Source organism: Myxococcus stipitatus DSM 14675 (genome assembly GCF_000331735.1).
Classification (GTDB): Bacteria; Myxococcota; Myxococcia; order Myxococcales; family Myxococcaceae; genus Myxococcus; species Myxococcus stipitatus.
The window spans coordinates 1,720,583-1,736,531 of sequence record NC_020126.1; the positions used below are offsets into that span (position 1 = coordinate 1,720,583).

At 70.0% G+C, this 15,949-nt stretch carries 11 protein-coding genes; 5 read left to right on the top strand and 6 right to left on the bottom strand.

Annotated features, from left to right (window positions below; genetic code table 11):
• Positions 1-7: 7 nt before the first annotated feature.
• On the bottom strand, positions 8-475 hold the full coding sequence (locus tag MYSTI_RS06850; protein ID WP_015346989.1) for a hypothetical protein: 468 nt from the start codon (positions 473-475) through the stop codon (positions 8-10).
• 258 nt (positions 476-733) lie between these two features.
• Here MYSTI_RS06850 and MYSTI_RS06855 point away from each other — a divergent pair, with 258 nt between their 5' ends.
• The 5 genes from MYSTI_RS06855 (at position 734) to acnA (ending at position 8,863) form a co-directional block, all read left to right on the top strand.
• Entirely contained in the window at positions 734-1,759 is a 1,026-nt protein-coding gene (locus MYSTI_RS06855) for a helix-turn-helix transcriptional regulator (RefSeq protein ID WP_015346990.1), read from the top strand.
• The gene (locus tag MYSTI_RS06860) at positions 1,756-2,685 is read left to right on the top strand and encodes a WYL domain-containing transcriptional regulator (RefSeq protein WP_015346991.1); all 930 of its coding nucleotides are present in this window, start codon (positions 1,756-1,758) and stop codon (positions 2,683-2,685) included. The genes MYSTI_RS06855 and MYSTI_RS06860 overlap by 4 nt, the downstream gene beginning before the upstream one ends.
• A gap of 7 nt (positions 2,686-2,692) precedes the next feature.
• A complete protein-coding gene (locus tag MYSTI_RS06865) occupies positions 2,693-4,288 on the top strand; it encodes an FHA domain-containing protein (protein ID WP_015346992.1) in 1,596 nt (531 codons plus the stop codon).
• Positions 4,289-4,411: 123 nt separating this feature from the next.
• Positions 4,412-5,920, top strand: coding sequence for a phospholipase D-like domain-containing protein (locus tag MYSTI_RS06870; protein ID WP_015346993.1), 1,509 nt, complete (start codon positions 4,412-4,414; stop codon positions 5,918-5,920).
• A gap of 213 nt (positions 5,921-6,133) precedes the next feature.
• A complete protein-coding gene (gene acnA / locus MYSTI_RS06875; RefSeq protein ID WP_015346994.1) occupies positions 6,134-8,863 on the top strand; it encodes an aconitate hydratase AcnA in 2,730 nt (909 codons plus the stop codon).
• A 95-nt stretch (positions 8,864-8,958) separates the two neighbouring features.
• On the opposite strand, the gene MYSTI_RS06880 is transcribed toward acnA, so the two are convergent.
• The 5 genes from MYSTI_RS06880 to MYSTI_RS06900 form a co-directional block, all read right to left on the bottom strand.
• Positions 8,959-9,381: an HD domain-containing protein gene (locus MYSTI_RS06880; RefSeq protein ID WP_015346995.1), complete on the bottom strand. Its 423-nt coding sequence runs from the start codon at positions 9,379-9,381 to the stop codon at positions 8,959-8,961.
• An 81-nt stretch (positions 9,382-9,462) separates the two neighbouring features.
• A complete protein-coding gene (locus MYSTI_RS06885; RefSeq protein ID WP_015346996.1) occupies positions 9,463-10,068 on the bottom strand; it encodes a hypothetical protein in 606 nt (201 codons plus the stop codon).
• An 8-nt stretch (positions 10,069-10,076) separates the two neighbouring features.
• Entirely contained in the window at positions 10,077-11,105 is a 1,029-nt protein-coding gene (locus tag MYSTI_RS06890; protein ID WP_233278194.1) for a PilW family protein, read from the bottom strand.
• Positions 11,106-11,119: 14 nt separating this feature from the next.
• Complete coding sequence (locus MYSTI_RS06895; protein WP_015346998.1) at positions 11,120-11,704, bottom strand: type IV pilus modification PilV family protein; 585 nt, start codon at positions 11,702-11,704, stop codon at positions 11,120-11,122.
• Complete coding sequence (locus MYSTI_RS06900) at positions 11,701-15,924, bottom strand: pilus assembly protein (protein ID WP_015346999.1); 4,224 nt, start codon at positions 15,922-15,924, stop codon at positions 11,701-11,703. The genes MYSTI_RS06895 and MYSTI_RS06900 overlap by 4 nt, the downstream gene beginning before the upstream one ends.
• Positions 15,925-15,949 lie beyond the last annotated feature (25 nt).

Here is a 15,949-nt window from a genome sequence, read left to right on the forward strand (position 1 = left end):
GCGACGGCTAGATGGACCACGCGGACGCGGAGCCCTTGCCGCCCGCCGTGTTCAGCTCCATCAGCGCGCGGAACTCCGGCGAGTCCACCTTCATCAGGAGCAGCGACACTTCCAGCTCGCCCGGGACGCTGCCGAGCTGCAGCCTGCGCTGCTGGCCGTGCAGGAGCGCGAGCTCCGAGTGGCCCTCCGTCTCCGGCAGGAGCAGGTCCAGCTTGAGATGGAACGACTCGCCCTTGGCGCTGGGGCTCAGCACCAGTCGGTAGTCCGCCAGGGGAGCACCCGGGCGACGGCGCTCGGCGCGCAGCGTGCGTCCCGTCTCTCCCAGCAGCTTGGGCTTGGCCACCAGCCGGCCTTCCCGCCAGACCTCCACGGCGAAGTAGAGTGGCTCTGCTCCGGCCGTCGAGGGCATCACCGCGCAAGCCAGCCCCACCAGCAGTGCCAGCCCGGCAACCACGTCACGGAAGGTGCGGTTCATGGTGAGGTCCCTTCAGATGCTGGCGCAGGAATATCCCAAGTCGCGCCCGTAGTGCGAGCCCTCCTTGGGAGGTCCTGGATTCCCTACCCATAACACAAATATCTTACGTTTGAATACCTGCTTGCGTGTTCAGCTCTGGCCGGATATCAGCCCGGACGCATGCGCCCCGGACGGTCGGTCACCCCTTCTTTCAAGCCTGGCACACGCCCCTTCCTTGACCCCCCGGGGTCTGCCCGGCATCGTCGCCGACCTTCCCGAATGGACCGCACCGAACGCATCCTCGACCTCGTGGCCCTCTTGCTCGACGCGCGCGAGCCCATCTCCTGGGCCGAGCTGCGCGAGCATTTCCCCGCTGACTATGGAGGCTCGGACGACGCCGCCGAGCGCAAGTTCGAGCGGGACAAGGCGGAACTGGTGGAGCTGGGCTTCCCGCTCACCTACGTCCAGGGAGATGACGAGCGCCGCGACGGCTACATCGTCGACCGCGACGCCTACTATCTGCCCGAAGCGGACCTGACCAAGGAGGAGCTGGCCGTGCTCTACGCCGCCGGCTCCGCGGCGCTGGCGTCCGGTGTCTTCCCGGGACGGGACGACCTGGCGCACGCGCTGCGCAAGATTGGCTTCTTCGCCGGCCAGTCGCTGCCCACGCCTCGGGTCCGCATGGAGCTGGGCGCCGTGCAGGAGGGACAGGTGAAGGAAGTCTCCGCGCGCCTGGAGCAGCTCTGGGATGCGTGCGCCGCCCGCAAGTGGGTGGAGATCTCCTACGCCAGCCCCAAGCACCCCAATGCGACGCAGCGCCGCGTGGACCCGTATGGCCTGGCGCTGCGGCGAGGCGTCTGGACGCTGGTGGGGCACTGCCACCTGCGCGGCGGCCTGCGCACGTTCCACGTCCACCGCGTCCGCGAGCTGAAGGTGAACACCGCGCGCCCGCGCACGCCGGACTTCCAGGTGCCGGAGGACTTCTCGCTCGACAGCCACGTCGCGTACTTCCCGTGGCAGCACCGCTTCCATGAGCCCGTGGAGGTGGTGCTGCGCTTGTCGGGCACGCTGGCGTCGCGGGCCTCGGGGCTCTTCCCGGGGGCGACGCTGGAGCCGATGGGCGAGGGCCTCACGCTCGCGAAGCTGCGGGTGAGCTTCCTGGACGGCCTGGCGCGCTTCTGCCTCTCGCTGGGCGCGGACTGTGTCGTGGAGGGACCGGAGAGTGCCCGGTCCAGGTTGAGGGAGATGGCCGCGCGAGTCGCCAACCGCCACGCGGACGCGCTCGAGGGGAAGGTGACGGCATGAGCAACGTCCACGAGCGGCTTCGCCGCCTGCTGTTCCTGGTTCCGTACGTGTCCAAGAACCCCGGCGTCACGGTGGAGGCGCTCGCGCGCGCCCTCAACGTCAGCCGGGAGGACCTGCTGGAGGAGCTGGACCTGCTCACGTGCGTGGGCCGGCCCCCGTTCAATCCCGACGACTACATCGACATCTACGTGGACAATGACCGCGTCTACGTGGACCTGGACCAGCGGCTGTTCGCGCCGCCCCGGCTGACGGCGGGAGAGGCCGCGGCGCTGGCCGCGTCGGCGGAGCTCTTGCGCCCCGCCGCGGGCGACGCGCTCCAGAGCGCCCTCCAGAAGCTGGAGCGCGTGCTGCCGCCCCAGGTGCGTGAGCGCTACCGCGAAATGTATCGAAAGATTGATGCCTCCGCGGAGGCGCCCCAGGCGCTGGGGCCGCTCACCCGGGCCATCCTGGAGCGGCGGGAGGTGACGTTCGGCTACGCCAGCCCCGGCCGTCCGGCGGAGCCTCGCCAGGTGCGGCCTTATGAGCTGCTCAGCCACCGGGGACAGTGGTATCTCCAGGGCTTCTGCCACACCCGGCAGGACTCCCGCCTGTTCCGGCTGGACCGCATGGAGGACATCGTCATCACCGACACGCCGTTCGTCCTCCCGCCCGACGCCCGGGCGGATGTCCCCAACCCGGCTCGGAGCCGCTCCGAGGACTCCGTGCGTGTGCGTTTCTCCCCCGTGGCTGCACCCTACGTGAAGGAGCGCTTCGGGCAGGACGCCCGGCCGCTCGCGGATGGAGGGGTGGAGGTCCTGGTGGCGGGCGACAGCGAGCGGTGGCTCACCCAGTGGGTCCTGTCGTTCGGCGGTGAGGCGGAGGTGGTGGAACCGGTCTCCGCGCGTGCCGCCGTTGCCCGGGCGGCTCGTGCCTCGATAGGATTGTAGGCGCCCCATGCCTTTCCAGCTGACGATCTCCGAGGGAAAAGACGCCGGCAAGGAGTTCGTCTTCGACCAGGACTCCGTGCTCATCGGTCGTACGTCCGAATGTGACGTCGTCCTGTACGACCCTGGTGTGTCCCGCCGCCACTGCCGACTGTTCCTCGACGGCGACGCCTACAGCGTCGAGGACCAGGGCAGCGCGAACGGCACCCTGCTCAACGGCTCCGCCGTGCAGACCCAGGCCCTGGAGGACGGCGACAAGCTGACCCTGGGGCCGGTGACGTTCATCTTCACCCTGATGACGGCGGAGTCCTCCACGGGCGAAGAGGAGCTGCCGGCCGGCGCGGAGGACGGTGCGAACAGCACGCGCATCGTCTCCGTGGATGCCCTCAAGCGGCAGCGCAACAAGGGCGTGGCCCTGGCTCCGGATGGGGCGGACGAGAACGCCCTGGAGGAGATGCGTCAGGGGGCCACTCGCAACAACCTGCGCGCGCTGCGGCCCGCGTCGGGTGGCGCCAGCGGCTCTCGCGCGGCCGTGGCGGCGTCGGAGCCCGCGGCCATCGAGCGCGCGGGGAATTCCTCTCCCGCGCCTCGGCGTCCTGCGCGAGCGGAGAGCTCGGCGCCGGTGCGTGCGCGTCCCCAGGCCAACGCCGGGGCCAGCGGTCTGTCCGCCGCGGAGCGCGCGCGAATCCGCCGTGAGTCGCCGGGTCTGGTGGCGAGCGCCAAGCTGTTCTGGGCGGATGCCAGCAACGCGGTGCGCGGCGGTGTGGTGGGCGGCGGCGTCGCGGTGGTGCTGGGCATCTTCGGCCTCTTGTACTGGCTGGTCCTGAGCGGCTCGGACACCGGGCCCGTGGGCGAGGAGCCCGCGATGCTCACCCGTCAGCCCATCCGCGACTCGTTCGGCCTGGGGCCGGACGTGACGTGGGCTCGGGCGGACATGAAGATCTTCGAGTGGGAGTACACCGCCGCCACCCGCGCGGTGGTCATCCTCCACTACCAGGCGCAGGGCATCTCGAAGGACGAGGTGATGGTCAGCGTCAACGGCGTGGACGTGGGCAAGGTGCCCCCGGACACGCTGGCCAGCCAGGACCGCGCGCTGGAGATGATGATTCCGTCCCAGCACCTGAAGAAGGGCGAGCCCAACCGCATCGTCTTCGACAACACCAAGAATCCGCCGGGTGAGGACCCCTGGCGCATCTGGAACGTGTGGGTGGAGAGCGCGCTGCTTCCGGAGCTGCTGCCCGAGGAGCTCGTGCGTCAGGCCACCGAGTCCTACAAGCGTGGCCGCAAGAACAACGACACGCCGGACATCGGCGCCCGCAACCGCTACGAGGCGTGGAAGTCCTTCCGCGAGGCGTGGCTGATGCTGGAGGCCCACCCGGAGCCCAAGCCGGACCTCTACTACGAGGCCCAGGAGCGCATGAAGGTCGCGCAGCAGGAGCTGGACAGGACCTGCGCCAAGCTGCTGCTCGAGGTGGAGGGCTACTACAACCAGGGCAACTACAAGGGTGCCTCCGCCACCCTGGACCACGTGAAGCAGTACTTCCCCGAGTACGACCAGCCCTGTGCCACCCGCGCGGAGAACAAGCGCGAGGAGTACGGGCTGTAGAAGGCCTGGGTCCACGGCGGGCGTCTTCCGTCCGCCCGTGGACGTTTGTCTCGCCCCCGAGGGCCGTTCTGGCGGCCCCAGGGGGTTGCCGCTCCGTGAGGTCGTCCTCAACGTAAGGGCGCCATGCGCGACCTGGAGGCGACGAGCGGGGCGGAGGCGGAATCCCAGGACGGCCCTCGCCGACGGGCGGTGACGCTCCCGTCGGAGCCTGTTCTCGAGCCGGACGTGACGCGCTCCCGGCGCGTGTGCCTCGCGGAAGAGGCGCCCTCCCCGCGCGTGTGCCTCGCGGAAGAGGCGCCCTCCCCGCGCGCGTGCCTCGCGGACCAGGCGCCCTCGCCGCGCGTGTGCCTCGCGGAAGAGGCGCCCTCCCCGGGCGCGTGCCTCGCGGATGAGGCGCCCTCCCCGCGCGTGTGCCTCGCGGATGAGGCGCCCTCCCCGCGCGTGTGCCTCGCGGATCAGGCGCCCTCGCCGCTGTGGAGCTCCGGCGTCTCCCCGCTGTTGCTCGCGCGCTACTACCTGCCTCGGGGCCATGTGGTGTCTCGCGGCAACACGTGCGTGCTGCTGCGCGATGGCGTGGAGGCCTACCCGGCGATGCTGGAGGCCATCCGCGGCGCTCGGCGCTACATCCGCCTGGAGACGTACATGTTCATCACCGACGCCGTCGGTGAGCTGTTCGGCCAGGCGCTCGCGGAGGCAGCCGAGCGGGGCGTGCACGTGAAGGTGCTCTACGACGCGGTGGGCTCGTGGACGAGCCGCAGGGGCTTCTTCGAGGCGCTGCGCCAGCGCGGCGTGGACATCCGTCCCTTCAAGCCCTTCAGCCTGTCGCGCGGGTGGCGCCACCTGGTGCGCCGGGACCACCGAAAAATCCTCGTCGTCGACGGCGAGGTGGCCTTCACCGGCGGGGTGAACATCTCCGCGCACTGGGCGCCGGAGGGGCAGGGTGGGGGCTGGCGCGACGACGTGCTGCGCATCGAGGGGCCCGCCGTCCACGCGCTGGAGCGGCGCTTCCTGGCCACCTGGCGGATGATGTTCCAGGACCGCTTCCACCGCTGGACGCAGGGCCTGCATCGCTGGCGCAGGCGCCCGGTGGGCCGAGGACACGTGGGCGTGGCGGTGCTGTCCAGCCGCCGGGGCATCCACCGGGCCTATCTGCACGCCATCCAGCGGGCGCGGCGCAGCGTGCTCATCGCGGCGGCGTACTTCGTGCCGGACCGGCGCTTGGTGGCCGTGCTGCGCGACGCGGCCCGGCGAGGCGTGGAGGTGCGCCTGCTCCTCAACGCCCGCAGCGACCACCCCCTGCTGGAGTTCGTCTCCCGGACCTTCTACGAGAAGCTGCTGGGAGCGGGCGTCCGCATCTTCGAGTGGCAGCGGGGCGTGCTCCACGCGAAGACCGCCGTGGTGGACGGCGCCTGGGGCACCGTGGGCTCCTTCAACCTGGAGCGGCTGAGCCTGGCCTTCAACCACGAGGTCAACGCTGTCTTCGCCGACCCCCGCCTGGGGCGCCGCCTGGAGGAGTCGTTCCGGGAGGACTGCACGGGCTGCCGGGAGGTGACGCTGACGGAGTTCCGCCGCCGGCCCCTGTGGCTCAAGCTGCTGGAGCGCGTCCTCGTCTCCCTGCGCGAAGTGCTCTGACGCCTCGGGGGTTGTCCTGGCGTCCCCCGCTCGTTACGGAGGGGGTATCGCAGCAGACAACTCCCCAGCCGGGGGCATGGTTCCGATGAGTGGGGCTGGACCCTTGCTGGGGCAACAGTCCATCGCTGGATGCGCGTGCAGGAACCCTTTGCAACGCGTCAACAGCATGCCTAGAAGGTCCCACATCCTGCGCACGGAAGGACGGCACCGCACATGACCGACAGTTTCGGTACGAAGTCCAAGCTCCAGGTGGGCTCGGCCACCTATGACTTCTTCAGCCTGAGCAAGCTGGCCAAGGCACATCCTTCGGTGGAGCGGTTGCCGTTCTCCCTGAAGGTGCTCTTGGAGAACCTGCTTCGCAACGAGGACGGTCGTGTCGTCAAGCGGGAGCACGTCGAGAAGATGCTCGCGTGGGACCCCAAGGCCACCCCGGACGTGGAGATCTCCTTCCACCCCGCGCGCGTGCTGCTCCAGGACTTCACCGGCGTGCCCGCCGTGGTGGACCTGGCCGCGATGCGTGAGGCGCTGGCCTCCATGGGCGGAGACCCCGGCAAGATCAACCCGCGCAACCCCGCCGACCTGGTCATCGACCACTCGGTGCAGATCGACTCCTTCGCCACCACGGCGGCCTTCAAGGAGAACGCCGAGCTGGAGTTCGAGCGCAACCGCGAGCGGTACGCGTTCCTCCGCTGGGGCCAGAGCGCGTTCAAGGGCTTTGGCGTCGTTCCGCCGGACATCGGCATCTGCCACCAGGTCAACCTCGAGTACCTGGCGCAGGTGACGTTCCGCCAGGACTCCACCGTGTACCCGGACACGCTGGTGGGCACCGACAGCCACACCACGATGATCAACGGCCTGGGCGTGGTGGGCTGGGGCGTGGGCGGCATCGAGGCGGAGGCCGCGCTGCTCGGCCAGCCCATCACGATGCTCATCCCGCAGGTGGTGGGCTTCAAGCTCACCGGCAAGCTGCCCGCGGGCGCGACGGCGACGGACCTGGTCCTCACCGTCACCCAGATGCTTCGCAAGAAGGGCGTGGTCGGCAAGTTCGTGGAGTTCTACGGCAGCGGCCTCAAGGGCCTGTCCCTGCCGGACCGCGCCACCATCGCCAACATGGCGCCCGAGTACGGGGCCACCATCGGCTTCTTCCCGGTGGACGAGGAGAGCCTCAACTACCTGCGCTTCACGGGTCGCCCCGACGCCGCCGTGGCCCTCACGGAGGCCTACGCCAAGGAGCAGGGCCTGTGGCGCAAGGACGACGCGCAGGACCCGCTCTTCAGCGACACGCTGGAGCTGGACCTGTCCACCGTGGTGCCCAGCCTCGCGGGCCCCAAGCGTCCGCAGGACCGCGTCCCGCTCAAGGACATGAAGGCCGGCTACGAGAAGTCGCTCGTGGAGATGCTGGCCGCCGGCAAGAGCAAGGGCGAGGACGACGAGGGGGGCGGCAAGGCCAAGGCCCCCGCGGCGGAAGTGCCGCCCCAGCGCCTGGCCCAGACGGTCACCGTGAAGCAGGGCCGTGAGAGCTACGAGCTCGGCCACGGCGCGGTGGTGATTGCCTCCATCACCTCGTGCACCAACACCTCCAACCCGGCGGTGCTGGTGGCCGCGGGCATCCTGGCGAAGAAGGCCGTGGAGCGCGGCCTCAACCCCAAGCCCTGGGTGAAGACCAGCCTGGCGCCGGGCAGCCGCGTCGTCACCGAGTACCTGCGGGACGCCGGCCTGCTGCCCTACCTGGAGGCCGTCGGCTTCCACGTCGTGGGCTACGGCTGCACCACGTGCATCGGCAACTCGGGTCCGCTGACGGAGCCTGTCGCCAACGCCGTCGTCGAAGGGGACCTCGTGGTCGCCGCGGTGCTCTCCGGCAACCGCAACTTCGAGGGCCGCATCAACCCGCACGTGCGCATGAACTACCTGGCCAGCCCGCCGCTGGTGGTGGCCTACGCGCTGGCCGGCGAGGTCGGGCTGGACATGGACAAGGAGGCCCTGGGCACGGACCCCAACGGTCGCCCCGTGTTCCTCAAGGACATCTGGCCCACCAACGACGAAATCCAGAGCATCATCCGCACCGCGGTGAAGCCCGAGCAGTTCCGCCACCAGTACGCGCACGCCATGGAGGGCGACGCGCTCTGGCAGCAGCTGCCCGTGGGCAAGGGCTCCACGTTCCAGTGGGACGTCAAGTCCACCTACGTGCGCAAGCCGCCCTTCTTCGAGAACCTGCCCAAGGAGCCGAAGGCGACGCAGGACATCAAGGGCGCGCGCGTGCTGGCGCTCCTGGGTGACTCCGTCACGACGGACCACATCTCCCCCGCGGGCAACATCGCGAAGACGAGCCCCGCCGCCAAGTACCTGATGGCCGAGGGCGTGGAGCCCAAGGACTTCAACTCCTACGGCGCGCGTCGCGGCAACCACGAGGTGATGGTGCGCGGCACCTTCGCCAACATCCGCCTGAAGAACCTGCTGGTCCCCGGCGTGGAGGGTGGCGTCACCGTGCACATCCCCACCCGCGAGCGGATGAGCATCTACGACGCCTCCATGAAGTACCAGGCGGACGGCACGCCGCTGGTGGTGCTGGCCGGCGCCGAGTACGGCACGGGCTCCAGCCGTGACTGGGCCGCCAAGGGCACGCAGCTGCTGGGCGTGAAGGCCGTCATCGCCAAGAGCTTCGAGCGCATCCACCGCTCCAACCTCGTCGGGGGCGTGCTGCCGCTGCAGTTCGAGGCGGGTCAGGACGCGCAGTCGCTGGGCCTCACCGGCCACGAGACGTTCGAAATCACGGGCGTCGCGCAGGACCTGGCGCCGCAGAAGAAGCTCACCGTGAAGGCCACGGGCGAGGGCGGCACCAAGGAGTTCACCGCGGTGTGCCGCATCGACACGCCCAACGAGCTCGACTACTACCGTCACGGCGGCATCCTGCAGTTCGTGCTGCGCCAGCTCGCGAAGGCGTAGTCAGGAAGACAGAGGCTGGCACCTGCTTTCCTCGGCGGGTGCTGGACTCACACAGCGGCCCGGACTGCCCCTGCGGCGCTCCGGGCCGTGGTGTCTCAGGGCTCTCGCAGGCGGGCCCAGGCGGCGCGGTAGCGGGCGAGCCGCTCCGTGTCTTTGGCCGTCACCGCCGTCAACCGGCGCACGTCCATGTTGTCCTCCAGGTCCGCGAGCTTCACCCGGCGCGCCAGCGCGTCGGGCCGCAGCCGCTCGATGAAGGCCTCGTAGGACTCGTCCTTGCGCCGGGTGAGCCCCTCCAGCGCGCGCAGCACTGCTTCCGGGTAGCCGCGCTCACGCAGGCGCTCCAGCGTCCAGGGCGTGTCCTCCACCACGTCATGGAGGACGGCGACGGTGCGCTCCTCCTCCGTCTCCAGCTTCAGCATCAGCCGCAGCGGGTGCAGCACATAGGGCTGGCCGGCCTTGTCCCGCTGTCCACGATGCGCCTCCACCGCGAGGGCGATCGCGTCTTCGAGCGTGGGCATTCCAGGGTCCTTCCGAGAGGGTGTGGCGCCCATCCTCCCACGCCCGCCAAGGTGCGAGCGCGGGAGAAGACGGGCCTCTCGTCAGTTGCAGTTGCCCGCGCCCGTGCCCGCGTTGCCCTGGGAGCAATTGATGCCGCCGCCGCCGTTGTAGCTGAGCAGTCCCTCCAGGGCGAGCGTGCTCGGGTCCTGCGTGCCATCGCTCCGGCGCGGGCGCAGCGTCTTGGAGATGCAGACCGCGCCCACCACCGCGACCTGGTCATTGTCGCGGCGCCAGTTGGTCGGCAGCGGGTCGAACTCGTCCTCGTTGTCGCGGATGTAGAGGAACACATCCATCTCGCCGTCGCCGTCCACGTCCGCGAAGAGCTCCGGGTGCGCGCCGAGCAGCGTGGAGGAGGCCGGGTCCGCGGGCGTGGGGTTGAACGACGAGGGCACCGGGTCGTAGCTGCTCGGCGCGGAGAGGAAGGTGTTCCAGGTGGCGTAGTTGCGCCCGAAGTAGCCGCGCGCCAGCTGGAGGCCGCTCTCCGCGCAGCTCTGCCGCTGGCCCGCGCGTGCGTGGGAGACGGCGCGCACGCGCTCACCGCCCGCGTACACCATCAAGCTGCCGACGAGCCCCAGCAGGATGAGGACGAGCATGACGACGATCAGCAGCGTGGCGCCGCGAGGGGAAGGATGCAGGGACTTTCGCATCGCGAGGCTCACAGGTTGGCGGCCGCCAGGTTCGGCAGCTCCAGGCGGCGGGTGTAGAGGCTGCGGTAGAGACCATCCGCGGCGACCGGGGGGGGCGGCGCGTAGTTCTCCACGGCGATGGGCTTGTCGTCATCCAGCACGGCGGTGCTCTGCGTGTTGCGGCGCTGGTTGCGGCCGGTGGCCACCACGTTGATGCGCACCGCGCGCAGCCCCGGCGTGTAGGCGGGCAGCAGTCCATGCTGCCACGTGTACTTCGCGGGGTCCTCCTGGCCGGTGGAGTCGAAGCCGAACGCCACCTGCAGGTTCTCCACGTTCTCCTGCACGACCATGGGAAGGCTGGTCGCCGGGTCCACGTCGGAGAAGGGCCGCCCCGTCGGGTCCACCTGGAGCCGCCCGTCCGCGCGCATCAGCGACGGCCGCCCCGTCGTGGGGTGGGGGGCGATGAAGAAGTGCACCAGGCGCACCGGATACACGAGGTCTCCCACCTGGTAGCCGCCCTTCTCCGGTGCGTTGGAGAAGCCGCTGACGGTGGACTCGGCGTACTGCACCTGTCCGGGCGTCCCCGGGGTCGCGGGGGTGGTGGTGACGCTGGAGAGGAGGGCCGCGCTCGTCATGTTGCTGACCAGGTGCAGCGAGTCCGGCTTGAAGCCCTCCGTGCAGTTGACGTGGATGACCCCTACGCCCGGCCGCACCACGGAGGCCGCGGTGCCCTCCGTGCGACACGGCTCACCCAGGTAGTCGCGGTCCGGCACCACCAGCCACAGGTCATCACCCGAGGCGGCGCCGTCGCTCCCGAAGACGGCGCTGACGCGGGTGGGCGTGCCTCCCTGGGACACCCAGATGCCGCCGGGCGCACCGGCGCCGGCCTGCCGCACCATGTTCAGGATGGCCTCGCCCGCGAGCCGGGAGGCGTCATGGCTGTCCGCCGTGTGCTCCGTGTTGTGGATGATGCGGCTGCCAGCCACGACGAGCGCCGAGGCGGCCGCGATGATGATGGCCGTGAGGGCCAGGGCCACCATGATTTCGAGCAACGTCATTCCGCGCGGGGCTCTCATTGGACGAACACCTCGTTGTGCGACTGGGCGCGCTCGGCGGTGTCGCCCTTGCGCACCACGCGGGTCCAGACCGTCACCGGCCGCGAGCCCGGAGGCAGGAGCGCGGCGGCGGCGGGGGGCGGGTCTTTCGGCAGGCCCTGCGTCACGAGCATCTCGCGGCAGTACGTGCCCTCTGGCAGCGACGTGTGATTGCAGGCCGTGCCGGGGGGGATGCCGGTGAGGGGCTCCACCAGTCCGGAGGCGGACAGCTTGAAGTAGGCGCCGGTGCTGGGGTCTCCCGCGACGGGGAGGCTCGAGTCCACCTTCCACGGCGCGGCGCCGGGCGCCAGGTCCGTGGGGAAGGTGCTGGGGCGCACCACGGCTTCGGAGAGCAGCGGCGCCTTGGAGGCCAGCCACAGCCGCTGGGTGCTGGCCTCGAGCAGCAGGCGCTTCACCTGGAGGAGCTGTCCGTCATGCACGTCGCGGGAGGCGAACACCATGCCGCCCACCGCTCCGGTGGCGGCGAGCGCCAGCACCGCCATGGCGATGAGCACCTCGATGAGGGTGGCGCCCCGGCGGAGCGCGCGAGCAGTCGAGCTCATTCGAAGAACCTCTGGCTCCAGTTGAGCAGCCGGAAGATGAAGCCGCCCTGGCCGTTGACGCGCAGCTCCTCGTCGGGGCTGGAGGGACCCTTCGTCCCGCTGTTGTCGATGCGCGTGTTGGTGATGCGGCTCACCTCGAGCCCCACCACGTAGTCCGTGGAGGCGCCGCTGCCCGTCCCCCGGTGGTACACCGCGACGCCTCCGAAGTTCGCCAGGTTCAGGCTCGGCAGCGCGACGGCCGCGCCACCCGCCGAGGTGGCGGTGCTGCCCAGGTCGATGCTCCACGTGTTGCCCGCGGTCGTCGCGTCGAGCGACATCAGGTCGCCGACCTTGCCCTGGGCGGTGCTGAAGTACGCGGTGCGGCCCGCCACGGTGATGTTCCCGTACAGGTGCCGGGGCGCGGCGAACGTCAGGGGGAACGGCGACGGCTCCTGGAGCACGCCGGCCTGCGCGGCGAGGGTGTTCGCCGCGGAGGCCGTGATGGGCGAGCCGTCGAGCTTCAAGCCGTCGACGCCCAGGGGCAGCCGCCGGTTGCGCTCCAGCAGCGCCAGGTGGAACTGGCCCGCGGAGGAGGCCGGCACCCAGTCCACGCCGCCCGTCCCCACCATGGCGATGAGCTCCCCTTCGTAGCCCTTCAAGGCGGTTCCCGAGGCGATGGTCCGCGGCAGTCGGGCCAGCGCCACGTTGGTGGTGATGGGGCGGCGCTCGGCGGCCGTGGAGCGCGTATCCAGCGCGGCGTACTTGCAAGGCACGGCCGCCGAGCACGCGGGGCCCAGGCGCGCCACGTTGGCGTTCTGCCCGGTGGCGCCGTCCAGCTCCCACAGCCGTCCCTCCATGTCCCCGACGTACAGGCGCGAGGCGCCGCCGGTGTCCGTCAGCACGGTGGGCGCGGTGGGTGCGGAGTTGTCCACCCACGTCTGGGTGTAGTCCTGCTCCCACTGCCACAGCTTCTGGCCGGTGGCCGCGTCGATGGCGAAGACCTGCATGCCGTACGTGGGCGCGCCGTTCGCGCCCGAGCTGCTGGAGGCGACGAAGACCGCGTAGGTGGGCTCCAGGCCCTGGCGCATGACACCCACGGACAGGCCGCGCGTGCCGCCCATGCCGGTGTAGTCATAGAGGCCCGTGGCCTTGCGGCCCGGGTCCGTCTGCGGCGCCATCTGGAAGAGCGCGTCCTTCTCCTGCCACTTCACCGCCCACTGCGTGCCGCCCGTGTCGCGGTCCGCCAGCTCCACCGGCGCGTGCGGAGGGAACGCGCCCGTCTGGAAGTGGCTGCCCACCAGGTGCCACAGCAGCACGGGGCGCAGCGGGTTGGTGATGTCCATGGCGAACAAGTCCCGGCCCGTGCTGCCCACGTTGGCGACCAGCACGGTGTGCCACTCGCGCTTGCCGCTGCCGACGAAGTCCGCGAAGACGTCCATCACCACGGGCGCGCTGTTGACGCGCGCGTTGTTGCTGCGCAGCCACGGAAGCTGGGTGGCGGGGATGAAGCTCCACAGCTCCGTGCCCGCATTCGGCGTGCTCCCGCCGGCGAACGTCGAGCTCCAGTTCGTGGGGAAGGATGAGTCCGCGGGGCTGACGTTGGGGAAGGACTGCGAGTCCGCGGGGCCCTGGTACCCGGCGCCGCCCGACACGTAGAAGGCGTGGAGCTGCCCGTCCAGGCCCGCCGCGTACGCCACGGTGGGGCGCGGCTTGTTGCCGATGTCCGGGATGTAGGGGCTGGGCTTCACCACCGCCGGGGACGAGTGCACGAAGCCGCCCAGGTGCGCGCGGTTGTCCGCATCCTCGTTGTCGCACTGGCTGTCGGTCGGCGTGAAGACGGGCGTCGACGTGCCGCCGCTCTTCGACGTGGCGAAGCAGTAGCCGCGCACGCGCTGGAGCATCTGCTTCACCGTGTTGAGGTCCGCGGCGAGCTTGGCCTTGTTGACGGCGTCGGTGCTCACGCCGAAGTCAGGGCCCGCGAGCTGCTCGGTGTACTGCACCGCTTGCTGCAGGTCGCACACGCCATCGCCCGTGGGCGTGGTGAGGAAGTCGAAGCGCGACGTGCCATCGGGGTTGACGACCTCACCCAGCTTGAGCACGTCCACGCAGCCCGGGGTGAGGGCGGTGCCCGCCACGTTCTGCGGCTTCCAGCCCACCTGCATCACGCCCTTCGGCGCGCGCAGGCCGGTGCCGAGCGGCGGGTTCGTCTTCACCTGTCCGCCGAAGTACGTGAAGAGGTTCCGGTTTCCGGGGAGGGGCATCTGCGCGTCCGCGTCCCAGAGCGTGGCGGCGTCCAGGTCGCTCTCGCCCGTGGCCAGCGCATCACCGCCGATGAGCGAGTGCGCGCGCAGGTGGCCCGGGAAGAAGGGGAACACCCAGTGGGCACCCTGGGACGGGGTGAAGGTGTCCGCGCCGGGGGGATAGCCGGAGACGGCGTCGTAGGTGGCCGCCAGCACGAGCGCGCGGCTGCCGTCGGTGTCGTTGCCGTTGGTGTCGTCGAAGGCGACGGGCGCGGAGAGCGCGCGCTCGCTGCTCAGCGGCTCGGAGCCCAGGTTGAGCAGCGTGTTGAGCACGATGCGCGTGCCGGCGACGCTGTGCTGGTAGTCATGACCCGCCAGGTAGACGATGGTCGCCTTCTTCGGGTCATTGTCCTTCTGGTTGAAGGAGAAGAAGTCGTGCCCGCGACGCTTCTTCGTGTCCTCGGCCACGTGGGTGGGGTTGTCGAAGACGTGCTCGTCCTTGTGCTGGTACCAGCTCACCGCCAGGCGGCGCACGCCGTTCTTGTAGACGGTGCGGTAGTTCTGGGTGTGTCCCACGACGCTGGTGAGGCTGAAGTCGCCCATCTGCGAGAACGGGTCCCCGGGGTTCGGGTAGAGGATGCACTGCCCGCGGCTGGACTCGCTCTGGGCCATGTAGTCCGGGTCCGTGCAGTTGCGGCCGTTCCAGCTGCCACCGCCACTGAGCATGTTCTTCTCGAAGTCGCTCTGGCCTTGGAAGTGGGAGCTTGTCACCGCCGTGCCATCATCACGCTCGGTCGTCTCGTAGGACCAGATGCTCGCGCACTCGGCGAAGAGGCCGTTTCCACGCTGGTTGGTGAAGTACGCGATGTTGTTGAGGACGTTCTCACGCTGTGAGTCGGCGCCGTCACCGTTCGCTTCGTATCCTGCGTGGGAGCTGTCGCCGATTTCCCAGTGGGGCGCCCAGAACACCTTGTAGCGAGGCTTCTTGGTGATGGGGTCCACCGCGTTGAGCAGGCCGTTCTTGTGGGCGGCGGTGGAGATGAGGTCCTTGTTGGCCTGCATGGCGTCGTAGATGAGGCCCGGCTGTTTCTTGTTTCGGGTGCAGCCGGACGTGGTTCCCGCGGGGCAGCCGCCCGCGCCCGGGAAGTCCAGACCCGCGTTGCGCAGGTAGTCGTCCAGCATTCCGCCGAGCACGCTGCCGCTGTCTCGCAGGTCCAGCAGTGCGATCTTGGGCGGGACGCGGTTGATGCGGCGGGCCACCGGCGCGGAGAACTCGATGGTGGCCTGGTGCATGCGGACGAAGTGGCAGCCGCTGCCGCTGGTGAAGGTGGCGCAGTCCGAGGAGCACGAGGTGGTGGTGCGGAACTTCTTCGGAGACTCGGCGCCCCCGGTGGTGCTGTCGGACCGGATGAAGTCGATGACGCGCTTGGCGTCCACGGCGTCGATGATGAAGGAGCCGCCCATGTACCGGGCGGTGGTGAAGCGCGGGCCCGTGACGGTGTTGTTCAGCGTCTTGGCCGCGAACTGGGGGCGCGCCACGGATTCCGTGGTGTCGAAGTTGTCGATGTCCCCGTACGGGTACATGCCGCTGGTGGGGAAGTCGGTGGAGTAGTCCACCGGCACCACCGGCTGCTCCGTGGGGTTGGTGATGGTGAAGTCGCAGCCGTCATTCCACTTCGTGTCTGCGGAGGGCGCGGGCGCAGTGTGGCGGTTGGTGGGCACGCACCGGTTGGGCGACTTCTTCAAGTCGTTGATGGCCAGGTACACCGTCACCGGCTGGGCCGCGTTCAGGCCTCCAGGCTGGTTCTCCAGGAGGATGCGCCACACCAGGCCGTAGGCCGAGAGCGCGCCACAGCCGCGCTGGAAGGTGGCTTGCTCGGGGATGATGAGCGAGCCGCGACTGAACGTCATGATGTCCGTCGCGAGCGCGGGCAGGGCCACCAGCATCGATAGGGCCAGCAGCACGGGGCGCAGCGCGCGGGAGGGGAGACGAGGAGTCATGGGAGGTGCTCCCACCGAGGGGGTA

What these genes read in the sequence shown, in the direction of transcription:
- MYSTI_RS06850 (WP_015346989.1), bottom strand. Translation starts at nt 475, where the DNA reads ATGAACCGCACCTTCCGTGACGTGGTTGCCGGGCTGGCACTGCTGGTG.
- MYSTI_RS06855 (WP_015346990.1), top strand. Translation starts at nt 734, where the DNA reads ATGGACCGCACCGAACGCATCCTCGACCTCGTGGCCCTCTTGCTCGAC.
- MYSTI_RS06860 (WP_015346991.1), top strand. Translation starts at nt 1,756, where the DNA reads ATGAGCAACGTCCACGAGCGGCTTCGCCGCCTGCTGTTCCTGGTTCCG.
- MYSTI_RS06865 (WP_015346992.1), top strand. Translation starts at nt 2,693, where the DNA reads ATGCCTTTCCAGCTGACGATCTCCGAGGGAAAAGACGCCGGCAAGGAG.
- MYSTI_RS06870 (WP_015346993.1), top strand. Translation starts at nt 4,412, where the DNA reads ATGCGCGACCTGGAGGCGACGAGCGGGGCGGAGGCGGAATCCCAGGAC.
- acnA (WP_015346994.1), top strand. Translation starts at nt 6,134, where the DNA reads ATGACCGACAGTTTCGGTACGAAGTCCAAGCTCCAGGTGGGCTCGGCC.
- MYSTI_RS06880 (WP_015346995.1), bottom strand. Translation starts at nt 9,381, where the DNA reads ATGCCCACGCTCGAAGACGCGATCGCCCTCGCGGTGGAGGCGCATCGT.
- MYSTI_RS06885 (WP_015346996.1), bottom strand. Translation starts at nt 10,068, where the DNA reads ATGCGAAAGTCCCTGCATCCTTCCCCTCGCGGCGCCACGCTGCTGATC.
- MYSTI_RS06890 (WP_233278194.1), bottom strand. Translation starts at nt 11,105, where the DNA reads ATGACGTTGCTCGAAATCATGGTGGCCCTGGCCCTCACGGCCATCATC.
- MYSTI_RS06895 (WP_015346998.1), bottom strand. Translation starts at nt 11,704, where the DNA reads ATGAGCTCGACTGCTCGCGCGCTCCGCCGGGGCGCCACCCTCATCGAG.
- MYSTI_RS06900 (WP_015346999.1), bottom strand. Translation starts at nt 15,924, where the DNA reads ATGACTCCTCGTCTCCCCTCCCGCGCGCTGCGCCCCGTGCTGCTGGCC.